This window comes from Geminocystis sp. M7585_C2015_104, from assembly GCA_015295805.1.
Taxonomy (GTDB): domain Bacteria; phylum Cyanobacteriota; class Cyanobacteriia; order Cyanobacteriales; family Cyanobacteriaceae; genus DVEF01.
Window position 1 is genome coordinate 13,897 of the sequence record DVEF01000055.1, and the last position, 14,347, is coordinate 28,243.

Annotated in this window: 15 protein-coding genes; 7 read left to right on the top strand and 8 right to left on the bottom strand. The window is 43.1% G+C overall.

Annotated features, from left to right (window positions below; translation table 11 throughout):
* Positions 1-17: 17 nt before the first annotated feature.
* Complete coding sequence (locus tag IGQ44_06315) at positions 18-1,124, bottom strand: 3-dehydroquinate synthase (protein ID HIK37583.1); 1,107 nt, start codon at positions 1,122-1,124, stop codon at positions 18-20.
* A 1,379-nt stretch (positions 1,125-2,503) separates the two neighbouring features.
* Between IGQ44_06315 and IGQ44_06320 the strand changes: the two genes are divergently transcribed.
* Complete coding sequence (locus IGQ44_06320) at positions 2,504-2,743, top strand: hypothetical protein (protein HIK37584.1); 240 nt, start codon at positions 2,504-2,506, stop codon at positions 2,741-2,743.
* Between the two features lie 97 nt (positions 2,744-2,840).
* On the opposite strand, the gene IGQ44_06325 is transcribed toward IGQ44_06320, so the two are convergent.
* On the bottom strand, positions 2,841-4,268 hold the full coding sequence (locus tag IGQ44_06325) for an O-antigen ligase family protein (GenBank protein ID HIK37585.1): 1,428 nt from the start codon (positions 4,266-4,268) through the stop codon (positions 2,841-2,843).
* A 70-nt stretch (positions 4,269-4,338) separates the two neighbouring features.
* Positions 4,339-4,923: an IS6 family transposase gene (locus tag IGQ44_06330; protein ID HIK37586.1), complete on the bottom strand. Its 585-nt coding sequence runs from the start codon at positions 4,921-4,923 to the stop codon at positions 4,339-4,341.
* Between the two features lie 407 nt (positions 4,924-5,330).
* Here IGQ44_06330 and IGQ44_06335 point away from each other — a divergent pair, with 407 nt between their 5' ends.
* Positions 5,331-5,588 (top strand): hypothetical protein, encoded by a 258-nt coding sequence (locus IGQ44_06335; protein HIK37587.1) that lies wholly within the window; start codon positions 5,331-5,333, stop codon positions 5,586-5,588.
* 31 nt (positions 5,589-5,619) lie between these two features.
* Here the strand turns inward: IGQ44_06335 and IGQ44_06340 are convergent, their stop codons facing one another.
* Positions 5,620-6,399 (bottom strand): pentapeptide repeat-containing protein, encoded by a 780-nt coding sequence (locus tag IGQ44_06340; protein ID HIK37588.1) that lies wholly within the window; start codon positions 6,397-6,399, stop codon positions 5,620-5,622.
* Positions 6,400-6,635: 236 nt separating this feature from the next.
* Here IGQ44_06340 and IGQ44_06345 point away from each other — a divergent pair, with 236 nt between their 5' ends.
* Entirely contained in the window at positions 6,636-7,553 is a 918-nt protein-coding gene (locus tag IGQ44_06345; protein HIK37589.1) for a TIGR01777 family protein, read from the top strand.
* A gap of 18 nt (positions 7,554-7,571) precedes the next feature.
* Here IGQ44_06345 and IGQ44_06350 read toward each other — a convergent pair whose 3' ends face one another.
* A complete protein-coding gene (locus IGQ44_06350; GenBank protein ID HIK37590.1) occupies positions 7,572-7,688 on the bottom strand; it encodes a photosystem I reaction center subunit VIII in 117 nt (38 codons plus the stop codon).
* A gap of 164 nt (positions 7,689-7,852) precedes the next feature.
* Between IGQ44_06350 and IGQ44_06355 the strand changes: the two genes are divergently transcribed.
* The 3 genes from IGQ44_06355 to IGQ44_06365 all read left to right on the top strand — a co-directional run bounded on the left by IGQ44_06355 (position 7,853) and on the right by IGQ44_06365 (position 10,612).
* On the top strand, positions 7,853-8,344 hold the full coding sequence (locus IGQ44_06355) for a photosystem I reaction center protein subunit XI (protein ID HIK37591.1): 492 nt from the start codon (positions 7,853-7,855) through the stop codon (positions 8,342-8,344).
* Between the two features lie 91 nt (positions 8,345-8,435).
* Positions 8,436-9,611, top strand: coding sequence for a glycosyltransferase (locus tag IGQ44_06360; GenBank protein HIK37592.1), 1,176 nt, complete (start codon positions 8,436-8,438; stop codon positions 9,609-9,611).
* Positions 9,608-10,612 (top strand): aldo/keto reductase, encoded by a 1,005-nt coding sequence (locus IGQ44_06365; GenBank protein HIK37593.1) that lies wholly within the window; start codon positions 9,608-9,610, stop codon positions 10,610-10,612. The genes IGQ44_06360 and IGQ44_06365 overlap by 4 nt, the downstream gene beginning before the upstream one ends.
* Positions 10,613-10,654: 42 nt before the next feature.
* On the opposite strand, the gene IGQ44_06370 is transcribed toward IGQ44_06365, so the two are convergent.
* Positions 10,655-11,347 (bottom strand): ribulose-phosphate 3-epimerase, encoded by a 693-nt coding sequence (locus IGQ44_06370; protein HIK37594.1) that lies wholly within the window; start codon positions 11,345-11,347, stop codon positions 10,655-10,657.
* 174 nt (positions 11,348-11,521) lie between these two features.
* Positions 11,522-11,617 carry a cytochrome b6f complex subunit PetL gene (locus IGQ44_06375; GenBank protein HIK37595.1) on the bottom strand — a complete coding sequence of 32 codons (96 nt, stop codon included), beginning with the start codon at positions 11,615-11,617 and terminating at the stop codon, positions 11,522-11,524.
* Between the two features lie 203 nt (positions 11,618-11,820).
* Between IGQ44_06375 and larB the strand changes: the two genes are divergently transcribed.
* On the top strand, positions 11,821-12,591 hold the full coding sequence (gene larB / locus IGQ44_06380) for a nickel pincer cofactor biosynthesis protein LarB (GenBank protein ID HIK37596.1): 771 nt from the start codon (positions 11,821-11,823) through the stop codon (positions 12,589-12,591).
* 362 nt (positions 12,592-12,953) lie between these two features.
* On the opposite strand, the gene IGQ44_06385 is transcribed toward larB, so the two are convergent.
* Positions 12,954-14,237: an insulinase family protein gene (locus IGQ44_06385; protein ID HIK37597.1), complete on the bottom strand. Its 1,284-nt coding sequence runs from the start codon at positions 14,235-14,237 to the stop codon at positions 12,954-12,956.
* Positions 14,238-14,347: the final 110 nt, after the last annotated feature.

Sequence of the window (14,347 nt, forward strand, 5' to 3'; positions counted from 1 at the left end):
ATCTTTGTGAGAATAAACTACCCCTCCAAAAGACTTTCTAAAACCCCCCTCAGCAAATCCATCTGATTATCTTTAACCTCGTGTATGGAGACGTTGCCAATGGCTGTTGGCAACACAAATCTAACCTTGCCGTTTTTAACTTTCTTGTCAGTGTAAAGATGTGAAATAATATCATCCACGGAAAGATAGGAGGGGATGCGTGTCGGCAATCCCGCCTTTACTATCAACCTTTCTTGTCTTCCTGCATCCGTTTCCCCCCATAAGCCCAGTTTAACAGCAAGACGTCCAGCCGCCACCATCCCTATAGCAACCGCCTCCCCATGGACAAGGGTTTCATAATTGGTTAAACTCTCTAAAGCATGGCCTATAGTATGCCCGTAATTTAAAATAGCTCTTAAGCCAGACTCCCTCTCGTCTTGGGAAACAACATCCGCCTTGGCCTGACAAGAACGTGTTAGAATCTCAATGAGTAGTTTTTGGGGCAATTTCGCCAAACTGTCAATACCGTCTGCGGCTTCTAGGGATTCAAACAGGGTTTTATCCCAAATAACACCATACTTGATTACCTCCGCCATGCCGGCAGTGAATTCCCGTGGGGGGAGGGTTTTTAAAACTGAGGCGTCAATTAAAACTAGTCTTGGCTGATAAAATGCACCAATTAGATTCTTCCCCTTGGGATGATTTACCCCCGTCTTGCCACCTACCGAAGCGTCTACCATCGCTAAAAGGGAAGTGGGAATTTGGATAAAATTAATGCCCCTCAGCCAAGTGGCGGCAGCAAAGCCGGTTATATCCCCAATGACACCGCCTCCTAAGGCAATAAAGGTTGAATTGCGCTCCAAACGGCACTCTAATGCTTTATCATACAAATGGGCAACTGAGTCTAGGTTTTTGTATTTTTCGCCTGCTGGAATGAGGTAGTAGTCCGCCTCATAACCGGCTTTTGTCAGCGAGTCTAGTGTTGTTTGTCCATAATAGTCAAAGATTTCTGGATTGGAAACCACTAACACTTTTTTGCCAATAGGTAGCGTTTTTAGTTTCTCCCCAATACTACTTAACCCGTTGGCAGTTATATAGATTTGGTAAGAATTTTGCGGCAGGGATACTGATACGGTTGATTCCATCGACTATAATCCCACTTTAATCCTACTTTGTCAGTTTTGGCCATTTATTCTATCACCTCGGTAGGGGAAAACAGAAATTCCTGTGGGAGTAAATCAATTACCCTGTCGTTAACTTGCTTTCCTTTTCCCCCTCCCAGCATCTGCGACAAACCCCTACATCAACCCCCTACTTCTCCTAACCACGGCTTTCTTTTTCTACCATGACTCCCCTTGTTTTTTTCTCCCTCACCCAACTTTTACTACCACTGGCAATGAATAATAATGGCAGTAAAAAAATTTGTTTTGTCTAGCTTGTTTTTCCTCCACCAAAAGTCTCTCATGGCAAACTCCCACCCCCACTTGCCTTTAATCTATAAAGTAAAGTCAACCAAGTCAATAAAGTCAACAAATCATCTCATCCTCCAGCTACTTATATTTTCCCCTTACTCTCCACCTTTGCTTCCTCCTAAATTATAACCTATTACACAAATAATTTGAGTTAGTGAAAAACATGCCAACAAGACTAAGGGTTAAGGATATTGAGACAGTTAGAAAAAAAAGTACCTGCAAAGGAGGAAAAGTCAATACTTCAAGGCTTTAGTTAGTTGTAAAACTAGCAGACAGACTGGGTAAGGTTTAAGAAACATAAAAAATTACAGAGATGCCAGAAACAACCAGGAGGGATTTAAGGGATAATGGTGGGACAAAACCCAAGCTATCTCAAACAGAAAGATTACTAGAAAACCTATTTAGAAGTCAAAGCCCTCATAGGGAAACAATTTGGCGTTGAACACAGGAGCATACAAGAAGGCTATATCCCTTCTACCACAGAAGACCTGAAAATGCAAAAATAGTTAAAGAATATGGGTTTTTAGCAAACAGCCCTTGGTTATTACTTTACTAAAAAAGCCACTAAAGATGTATATAAAGCTTTTGAAAGCATAAATAGAGAAAACGAAACAGGCTTGAGAAGCTAAAGCCCCTGGAATAGAGTCTGTGTATTTGCTACCATATAGTCCAGATTTAAACCCAAGCTGGTATGAGGGGAATAAAAAGGGCAGAGGGCTGCGAGTTTTGTAGGATATTTATTTTTACTGAAAACTCTATTGTTGGTGATGGGCTAGTGGCAATACTATATCTTCTCCTCCTGTGAATATTTTTACCAGTGGTAGTATTGCGATAACAAAATTGTTTCTTCTTGTCTACCTACCAAAAATGTTACCAGTGATGGTGTTATAATAATGGCCCTACCCACCCCCCAGGGTAATCCTATTGATATTAATAATATTTTCACTCCCATCTCCACCAGATACCACTGATTATTCTACGACGATAATAACACCATCCACCTGGCAGTCATGCTATCTTCCCACGTCCAACCCTGAAGAATGTTATAGTTTATGGTTTTAGTGGCAATGAGATTATCCCCCCAATTCCAAGGAGAATATTACTGGGGATGGGCGGAAATAATCCTATCAACTGACGATGGTAACATTATTCCCCCTTACATCCGACGAATACTGCTGGTTATCCTCTGGTGGCAATATCATCTTTCTCATTCTCCCCCGACTCCACTGTATGGGGGTGGATATTACTCTCACCCGAGTCTTAAAAATGCCATAGGCTTATGGTGTAAGTAGGGAAGACTTTGTTTATTTTCACCCCCACGGCGATGGCAATGGCATGATACCATGAGTTAAACTGTGGGCAGCAATGGGGATTATTCTCTTTAACACTTCAAGGATGTTGGGTGTTGGGATGGAAGTGGCAATTAGCCATATTGTCATGGCGTTTCCTGTCATTTACGGGGGGGGTAGAATTGTTTTTGTCACCCAACAGTTTCAAACGCAAATAATAAAAAGGGGTATTATGAGTAATTCCGGCAATAGCGGCTAACAGTATCCAGGCAATGATATTTAGTCTCACATCGAATACACTGACATCAAACAAGTTATAGATGCTGCAAGACAAGAAAGCCATTAGCAAACCGAAAAAGATAGTGTCTGTGTCTCTTTTTTCCCTTTTACCCCGCAACAGGTACACAAAGCCCCCCATTATAACTAACCCTGACACTATTAATAGCATAATGGTGCTTATAATGCCTGTTTCTGCCATCATCATCAGGAAAAAATTGTGAGGGTGTCCCAAATAATGGCCTGTTTTCTCCTCATATAATAGGCTGAAATTTCTCAAACCCCACCCAAATAACGGCCTGCTTTTAATTAATTCTAAACAATACCACCACTGGCTAACTCTTAATTCCTCTAAAGGCCTATTCTGATATAGTTGATCCGAGAATCTTAGCCACAGAAAATCAGGGATAATCTTTCTTACTATTTGTTGTCCGGGTAGTTGGCCGAAAGATGCCCATGTTGTCAATACCCCCGCGGTAGTTGTCATATAGATTACAATCCCCCATCCTCGGTAAACAGAAAAGGCAATTATGGCAATAAAAAATAGAATCCAACCATTGCGTGATTGGGTTAATACCAGGCAGTATAAGTCTAAAATAACCGTGACAATCAGAAGTATAATGTCAGGGGTAATTATCTTTTTTTTGTACCAGTTTTTTAGCAACAAGGCAATAGCAAAAATGCCACTGATTACCAAGTATAATGCCAGGGAATTTGCATAGGGAAAAACAGAGGCTGCCCTCCCAGTAGGGGTGCCTTCTCCTGTGAGTCTCCAGCCAAAGAATTTATAGAACAACAGGGGGGTTTTCCAGTGGAAAATTATCTCCCCTACGCCGATAATAGCTATCAGAGGAGAGTTGACAACAAATGGTAGGATTACACACCATAGATACTGGCAATCATTAACCAGCCTCCTTACGCCTAGGAAAACCCAAAACAGGGGCAAAAAGTGGACTAATCCTATAATTGCCTCCCTTTTTTCCTCCGCCAGTGCAGTGGAAATAATAAGAGATATTGTTAACATCAAAAAGAGGCCGATTATTGGCTCCTTACCTTGAAATTCCTTATCTTTTTCTTGCCAACCTTTGTAAGAAACATAAAGGAGGACAATAATTCCTACAAGGCTTTGAATTGGCAGGATAAAGAGGGCGAAAAACAAAAGTATTCTGTCTAACTCTCCCCTATGCCACCTGATTTCAACTCGGTTAAATCCTACCGGTGTTATTTCTGATATTCTATTTATATCTTTCACTACTTACACTGTAATTTGACTGCTTCTTTTGCAGGTGTGATTATATAATATCTCCCGCTTCTAGTAAAGCCTATGCCTTTTTTATAATCCCGCAAATATCGGATTTATCCCCACTTTGATTCTTTTCCTCCCCTGTGCTCTTGCCTTGAATTTGACTAAACAGAAACAGGGTTACCCCCGAGAGCGCCATGAGAGATAATATACTGAGAATTAGATTATTCCTCCCTAGCCTTATTTCCCTTCTGGGGAGGACTCCAGAGGGTTTATCTTCAAGAGAATGAGGAATTGTCTGCTGAAAAAATTTCCTTGCCCTATCCTTGTTACGACTACCAGTTATGAGAAAATCTATAGTATTACCCTGAGCATCTACGGCACGATAAAGGTATTTTCTTCTTCCCCTCAGTATAAAAGGAATTTGTACCAAACGCCAACCTCTTCTTCTTTTTCTTTGAGTTTCTTTTGCCCTTTTTTTTGCCAAATGAGAATATTCTTTCACTAGACAATTAATGGTGCGGGGATCTATTTTGAAACCTCTTTGTTGCATTAAATCCCTTAACTGGGAGTAGGTCAAATTGTCTGTGACATACCACTGTATACATAGTAGGATAATTTCTTCTCTAATTTGATCCCACTGATGTTGGCTATTTTCTCTCATTTAGTAAACCCCTGGGATAGTATAATCACCTCTACCCACCCTAATAATACCATAGTTGCTTAGACTGTCTTACCCACCGCTGGTTGTTGTTTGAGGCTTATTTGGTCAACGGAGGCTATTGGGGCGGGGCGGAAAATTTATGTTTCCGATATAGCAAAACCAGTGTTTATTTTACAACTTATATTTTGGAGTTTGTGAAGGAGGAAAGATTGGACTTACTAAAGCAAATGGTGCTGTGAATAACCACTACTTTGAGGGGAGGTGTTATTTCGAATAAAACCTTTTCTCGGGGATATTAAGTTATCTAGCAAGCCAACAATCCCGGGCAATTCCCCGTTTTTAGCACAGAAAACTTAGGATGGCATCCAGAGGAAATCGAAAAGGAAATAAGCAGGAGATACCATCTCTTGGATGAAACGGCCAGGGGAGTTTTTTATGACAAAATCACTGCAAATCTACAATTAAAGGCGATGATGAGTATCATTTATTTCCCCAACCACACCCAGGCAACTAGTCTTATGGCCCTCCATGATTTGGAATTAGTTTTGGAATTATTTAACCGGGCACTTGTAATGAATCAGGGGAAGATAGTTGCCGAGGGGATACTAGAAAATGTCATGACAGACAAGGGGAGGATGACAGCAAATAACCCAGAGATTCTCTGAGAGGGATAAAAGCTTCTAGGCAGTCTGTCTACTACGGGGAAGAAGAAAGGGGATAAACATTTTTATAAGAGGATTGAAAATCAGAATAAACAGGAATGGGAATGTCGCGAGTTGTCTGGCCGAGACGGGACAACTCTTGGGATAAATCTACTAATGTAGACTTAGAAAATACTTCTTTCTTTTGACGATTCAGCCAATAATAATACTCACAAATCACTTGCCCAATTTGAGTGGAATCATCAAAACACCATCCCTCTAAATAAGCGCCAGTAAGACATGCGCCAGTAAAGTCTGCGTTAATTACAATAGTATTACTAAGATCGGCATCCCTTAAATCCGCATAGGCAAAATTAACGCCCGATAGATTGGCTTCTGTTAGAGTAACCCCCCGAGAATAGGTATGACTTAAATTAGCATTTTTTAAACTCGCCCTTATCAAATAACAGTCTTTCAGATTGGCATTACATAAATTGGCATTTTCTAAGCAGGCTACACTAAAATCCGTTTCCGTCAGATTAGCCTCTTGAAAATTGGCAAAGTTAAAACAACCCTTATAACAATTGGCGTCACTCAAGTCTGCCCGCTGAAAGTTAACCTGATAGCAGTTAGCCTTAGTCAAATCAGCTTCTGCCAGATTACAACCACTTAAATTGGCGCCATACAAGTCGGCATCGGCTAGATTAATCCCTCTTAAATCACACCCACTCAAGTCGGCACCACGTAGGTCCGGAATTACATCAGGATTACGCCAACGCCAGTCATTCCAGAGGGTAGGGTTTTTCACCAGACTTACATGATGTGAGTTAGCCATTTTTGCTTCCTCTTTACATTTATTAAAATAACTTTACAATTTCACTCTAGCACACAAGGGGCAACAGTGGAGGTAATAAGGATAACATAGGGTTGTAAGAGTTGCCGGCAGGGAAAAGGGGGGAGGGGGAAGAGGAAATAAAGGGAAATAGGGGATGGAGGGGGGAAGGGGGCATTATAATGATAACTCCGTACTATCATGTCAAGTTGTATTAAATGTAAAGGGAGTAAGAAGGGATGAGGATAGCAATTACTGGTGCAACTGGTTTTATTGGCAGGGAGTTGGTGAGGCAACTGGGGAGAGAAAATACCATTGTCGTATTGACTAGGGATTCAAGGAAGGCAAAATCCCTCATCTCTAACCCATCCAACCTAGAGGTAGTGGCATATAATCCTAAAGAGGAGGGGGATTGGCAAACCAAAATCGATGGCTGTGATGCTGTTGTCAATTTGGCAGGCGCGCCCATTAGTGAGAGGTGGACAGCTAGTTACAAACGGGAGATACTAGAGAGTAGACAAATAGGCACTAGAAAAATTGTAGAGGCTATTGCCAAGGCAGGCAACAGGCCAAAAGTGTTGATCAATGCCTCGGCGGTGGGTTATTATGGCACTAGTGAAACGGAAACCTATACGGAAACAAGTGCCCCTGGCAGTGATTTTTTAGCACAAGTGTGCCAGGCGTGGGAGACGGAGGCGGAGAAAGTTAAAGAAACAGGTGTCAGACTGGTAATCCTCCGTCTGGGGATTGTCTTGGGGAAGGATGGGGGTGTCTTAGCCAAAATGATAACACCTTTTAAGTTATTTGCGGGGGGCCCCATTGGCAGTGGCAAACAGTGGGTTTCCTGGATTCACATTCAAGACGTGGTGGGGATAGTCAACCAGGCTTTGAATAATACCCAACTAGAGGGGGTGTTTAATGCCACTACACCAAACCCCGTGACGATGCAGCAACTATGCCAAACTCTGGGGGAAGTTTTAAAACGCCCCTCTTGGTTACCCGTTCCTCCCTTTGCCTTACAATTGTTGTTAGGGGAGGGAGCTCAGGTAGTACTGGAAGGACAAAGAGTACTACCAAAGCGGACCCTAGAAGTAATGCAGTATAGCTATTATTATCCCCAAGTTAAGCCGGCCCTGGAGGCGATTTTTTGCAATTAGGGGTTTATGATGATAAATCTATGCCTCGCTTTCGATGTGTAAAAAGAGTAACCCCATTACCACTGCAGGCATTACTAAGCCTACCATAGGGACCAAGATGGAAGGAAGGAAAGAAGCGGCAAATTCTCCAGTCATGTTTATTATCTTCCTATTACTACAAGTCTTAAGTGGATATTAAAGCTAAAATGGTGCCAAAGGGATCAAATATAAAGATTCTTAACAAAAAAAACGAATTGTGCACCCTTAGAGTTAAAGTAGGCTAAAAATGCCTAATTCTTGCAGAGCTAGAGCTACTTGCTATGAGTATTGATGTAGTACAGCCTGGTGGCGATCCCCAAGTAGGAAATTTGTGTACACCCGTAAATGGTTCACCCTTTACCAAGGCTTTTATCAATGCCTTGCCAGCCTATCGGAAAGGGTTATCCCCCAGCCGTCGTGGCTTAGAAATAGGTATGGCTCATGGTTATCTATTATATGGTCCCTTTGCTCTATTAGGGCCGTTGCGTGGCACTGACTTTGCTCCTACTGCTGGTTTATTGGCTACTATTGGTTTAATTGCTATTCTAACCATTGCCTTATCTTTGTATGGAGCTGTAGGGGCAAGCAAACCCACCGAAACCCTCACTACCCCCGAAGTGCCTATGGATTTAGCTACCAAAGAGGGTTGGAGTGAATTTGCCAGTGGTTTCCTGTTGGGGGGTTGTGGTGGTGCCTTTTTTGCCTTCTTTCTCTGCCAAACACCTCATTTAAAACCCCTCATTGACATTGCCAGAAATGTTTGGTCTTCATAGATTTTTAGGTTATAATTAGACTAGCGTTTTGCCCCTTTCTGATGATTAAAAAATGCAACAGTCAGAAGGGGGTTTTTATGTTTAGTCAGGCATGAGTATTCTTGTTTTCATTTCCCTGACAATTTGGGTTTATTTGCTTCTGGTTAGGGGCAATTTCTGGCGTTGTAATCAGTTTTTGGTGTCTGTCAAATCTCCGCCATCTTATCCGCCAGTGGCAATAGTTATCCCTGCAAGGAATGAAGCGGAGACTGTAGGCACATGTATTAAATCTTTACTAGCTCAAGATTATCCTGGGGAGTATAAGATTGTAATAGTAGACGATCAAAGTACAGATGACACCAGGGAAATAGCTACAAAGGTTGCCGGGGAAAAACAAAGGGAAACAGACGTAGAAATCTTGACGGGGAAGCCTCTTCCCGTTGGCTGGAGTGGCAAACTGTGGGCGTTGTATCAAGGGGTAGAATGGGCAAAACAAGTTGGAAAATGGCAGTATTTTCTTTTCACTGATGCCGATATTCAACACCCCCCTAATAACCTTACCCAGTTGGTAGCTTTAGCAGAAACGAATAATCTAGATTTAGTCTCCCTGATGGTAAAATTGCATTGTGAAGGCTTTTGGGAAAAACTGTTAATCCCCGCCTTTGTCTTCTTCTTCCAGAAACTGTATCCCTTTGCCTGGGTTAACGACAGAGAAAGTAAAATTGCAGCTGCCGCCGGGGGTTGTATTCTTATCAGCCAATCTGCTTTGACTCGTATTGGTGGTATTCAAGCCTTAAAGGATGCCCTCATAGACGATTGTACCCTAGCCAGCATGGTCAAAAACACACTACCCCCCTCCAGTAGCATCTGGCTGGGTTTGACTAATTCTACTTTTAGTCTCAGGCGCTACAATAGTCTGGGGGAAATATGGCAAATGGTATCCCGCACCGCCTTTGCCCAGTTAAACTACTCCCCCTGGCTACTAATTGCCACAGTTGTGGGCATGGCCATCACCTATCTTATCCCCCCTGTTGCCCTAGTCTACGGTATGCTCACCTCCCACTGGCTGACTGCAGCTTGTGGCTTTGTCACCTGGCTGTTGATGGCTTTTAGCTACCTACCCACCCTGAGATTATACCACCTTTCCCCTGTTTACTCTCTCTTGCTATGGTTTATAGCCCTGTTATATACCCTGATGACTATAGACTCCGCCTGGCAGCACTGGCAAGGAAGGGGTGGCCAGTGGAAGGGTAGAATATATTCCAAAGTTGCTGCTAGGGACAAATGAGTTTTATACTAGAAAAGAGAATTAAAGTGGGGGATTCCCTTTATCTTTCCCCCATGGGTTGTGGCACTTGGGCCTGGGGTAACCGCTTCCTTTGGGGATACACGCCACAAATGGATGGGGAATTGCAACGAGTCTTTAACCTCCTAGTATCCCAAGGGGTTACCTGGTTTGATACAGGGGATTCCTATGGTACAGGTAAATTTAATGGCAGGAGTGAGACCCTCTTGGGTAAATTTAGCAGAGAGTATAAGGGAGATCATCAGGATGAGATAGTAATTGCCACCAAGTTAGCACCATACCCCTGGCGTTTAACCCCAGAATCCCTCATCAAGGCTTATCACCAATCCGCTGCCAGAGTTGGCCGTAGTATAGAATTAGTACAACTGCACTGGTCTCCGGCTAACTATTTCCCCTGGCAAGAGAAGCCCCTATTGGAGGGACTTGCCCGATTATACCATAAAGGGGAAGTAAAGGCTATTGGTTTATCCAATTATGGCCCAAAAAACCTCCTTCGCGCTTATAATTACCTGTTAGACAGGGGAGTTAGAATTAGTACTCTTCAGATACAATACTCCCTCCTTTCCACCTATCCCTTTGTCAAACTAGGACTAAAGGAGTTGTGCCAGCAGTTGGACATTAAAATTATAGCCTATAGTCCCTTGGCCCTGGGACTATTAACCGGTAAATACTGGGATGAAAATAGTTTACCATCTGGAGCCCGTGGGGCTTTATTTAGACAACTTATACCAGCTGTCAAACCCCTTTTATACACCCTCCGGGAAATCGCCGAAAAAAATGGAAAAACCATGGCGCAAGTGGCCATAAACTGGTGTATCTGTAAGGGCACTATCCCTATCCCCGGCGCCAAAACTGTACAACAGGCAAAAGAAAACTTAGGGGCTATTGGTTGGCGGTTATCCCCAGCAGAAGTCACAGAATTGGAAACCGTTGCCCTTTCCCTGAATAAGCAAATGATTCAAAATATCTTCCAAACTGCCTGAAAAGGAGGTAGGAATCCCATTTACCCCCTCCCCATATCAATTTTAAACCGTGGCTAACTCTTGTGGCCGTTTGCTGTTACGAATCCCCTCAATTACTTCAGCATAATTGGGAGCTTTGAAAACGGCTGAACCGGCTACAATAGCATTAGCACCCGCTTCTATAACTTGCCAGGCGTTGCTGGGTTTTATCCCTCCATCCACCTCAATCCACGGGTTTAACCCCCTTTCGTCACACATTTGTTTTAAAGCCCTGATCTTGGGCACCGCCGCCGGGATGAAGGATTGCCCACCAAAACCTGGGTTGACACTCATAATCAACACCAAGTCACATACATCCAACACATATTCGATGAAGGAAAGAGGGGTGGAGGGATTCAATACTACCCCTGCCTGTTTCCCCAATTCCCGAATTTGACAAAGGGCACGATGGAGGTGTACAGTGGCATTATGTTCAGCATGAATGGAAATTATATCGGCCCCAGCCTTGGCAAAATCTGCTATATACCTCTCTGGCTCTACTATCATTAAATGTACATCCAAGGGTTTTTTGGTATAGGGGCGAATGGCCTCCACCACCAACGGCCCTATGGTAATATTAGGCACAAAACGACCATCCATCACATCCACGTGAATCCAGTCAGCACCAGCTTCATCCACCGCCTTTACCTCTTCCCCCAGACGGCTAAAATCCGCCGATAGTATTGACGGCGCCACTACTATTTGCCTTTCACTCATACTCCTTTCTCCCCATTTATACCTGTTATTGTTGAGAATTGTAACAAAATATTTAGAGTTCTTTTTGGAGTACAGTTATATTGTTAAAATGCAGAAATTTCCCCTGCCCCTTGGGTAAAAAATACCCCACAGCCACTGTCAGCATTACTGCTTGGCGTGGTTGTGGTGGCACTTTTACAGGAATTTTAGTGCTTTAAAACCGTAATACAATAATAGAGCGATAAGGGAAAAAACAAGGAGAATCCCAAAATAGGCTACCACACCGGACATTTTCATTTCTCCCTACTAGAAACAGTCTTGCATTCTACTACATCCTCTCCCCCCTGGCAAGGGTATGGGGGAAGGTGGGATGTAGGGTGTAGGATGTAGGGTGTAGGGGTTAGGATGTAGAATGTAGGGGATAGGGGGCATACGGCAATAAGCAGTTATATGGGAAAGGCACATATCCGGATGTGTTATAATGGCAGGGCACTATGGAACAGTCATCCCTAGAAAAACTCTTAAATGCCATCGCCAGAGGGGAGGTTTCGCCTCAGGAGGGTTTGGCTTTGCTCAAACATCTCCATTTTGAGGAGGTGGAAGACTTCGCTAAAATCGATTACCACCGCCAAATACGTACTGGCTTTCCTGAGGTTATCTGGTGTCAAGGGAAAACCCCTCAACAAATATCTAAGATTATCACCTCCATGCGTCAACGCACACCCCTTGTCATCGCCACCCGTCTCGAGTCCGATGTAGCTACCTTACTTCAAGCAGAAATACCTGATTTGCGTTATTACCCAGTGGCACGAATAGCTGCAGTGGGACAAACAGAGGTAAAATATAATGGGACTATTGGCATTCTCACCGCAGGTACTGCTGATTTACCTGTAGCCGAAGAGGCTGCTGTTACTGCCCAATTGTGTGGCTTTGAGGTTATTAGACTATGGGATGTGGGAGTGGCTGGTATTCACAGACTCCTTTTTCATCGTCGCCTCCTCTCTCAAGCCGATGTGTTGATTGTAGTGGCTGGTATGGAGGGAGCATTACCTTCTGTCGTTGCCGGTTTGGTGGATTGTCCAGTTATTGCCACACCCACTAGTATTGGTTATGGTGCCCATTTTAGCGGTTTAGCCCCCCTTTTGACCATGCTTAACTCTTGTGCCCCAGGTGTCGCTGTGGTTAATATTGATAATGGCTTTGGTGCTGCCATTTTGGCTGCTAAAATTTTAAGACTGGCTAATCGTTTCCATGAAAAACAATAACTCTCAATTTATTCCCTGATGGAAATTATTGTTTAAACGCAATGAACCCTCTATAATACGGGCAAAGATTTATCTTTTCCCCCGGAGGCAGAATCTGAAAAAAAATTAATCCCCCCAAGGGGTAATTCCTGAGACAGGCGAAAAGGAGAATTATTTTGGGTTTAGATATAAAAAAAAATCACCGGCGGCGTCACAAATTAAATCCATCCACTATTAGGCCCCTGCCTCGGCTATATATACCTCCCCCCCAAAAAAACCCTACAATTCCAGTGGTTTGCCCTATATGATTCTATTCTACACACTCACATCCAGCTCATTGAATCCGGTAAATTAAGGGCAGTCTAAAACCGAAATACTGCCTGTCAATTACAGGGATAAAATTCGCAGACAACATAGTATTCGGGGGAAAGATATTGTTGGGCAACCCTCTGTAATTTTTCGGGCACAAAACTCCTAACAATATGAGGATATTTTAAGGCTAAACGGGCATCCTCTAGGATTTGATAATAACCGTATAATCCCGCTAATTGTTCGGGGGTTTCTGTACAAAAAATGTAATCATGACATAAGTTTCTTTGGGCATTTTTCAACTCGGCAATGGTCACGGGTTGATTGTGTAAACGATAGATTTCCTCTCTGATTATCTCTTCTATCCTCTCCCCAGAATTCTCTTTCAGATGGGCGGTAATGGTAAACAGACTAGAATGCTTCTGTAGGGAAAATTGTGCAGAAACATCAAATACCAACCCCTTCTCATCTCTCAATCTGCGCACCAGTCGCGAAGTCCTACCCCCCGCTAGTATAATGGACAATATGTCTAAACCTATAGCCCCCTCCAAATCCTCAACTCCTGGCCCCATCCACGCCATCACTAAACGGGAATTCTCTAAAAAGGGCAAGTATAACCTCTGTCGGCGAATGTCCACCAAGGGAGGCTCACTGTCTATGATAACAGGAGGACACTCGGAAGGCACACTAAAATCCCTAAAACAATTTTCCACCAAGAATATGGACTCCTCACGGGAGATATTTCCTACTATCACCACATTTACATTCTCCGGCTGATAGTAGGTTTTATGATAACAACGCATCTGATTGGGAGTTGTCTGTAATAAGTTGGCTTCCTCCCCTAACACCGAACGACCATAGGGATGAAACTGATACAATGTACTGTTTACTGTCTGGAATATTAGCCACTCTATGTCATCATGGCTGCATCTTATCTCCTCTAATACTACCTCCCTCTCTAAATAAAATTCCTCTTCGGCAATCTCAGCCGCCAAAAGGATTTCTGCTAAGTAGGGGAGGGTTTTGGCAAAATAATCGGTAGCAGTGGCCAGGAAGAAACGAGTATAATCATAACTGGTGGCGGCATTGGTACAACCCCCAGATGACTCTACCAGATAGTCAAAATCCCCCGGCAAAATCCTCTTTGTCCCCTTAAATATCATATGTTCCAAAAAATGGGATATTCCTGACCAAGATTCTGGCTCACATACTACCCCCACATTCATCCATACATCCGCCACCACCACCTCACTGCTGGGAATTTGTTTATGTACCAGTGTTACTCCTGTGTCTAACTTGATTACATCCAGGTCTTGTCTACTCGGGGTGGTTGTTTCTGACTTCACTAGTGCGATCATGGATTAGGGTTTTTAAATTTCCTATGGGTTTTCAGTTTTTCTTAATCTTATCTCCAAAAAAGCCGAATATGTAAACCGGATAACATTTTTTCACTAAGTCAGAGAATCTT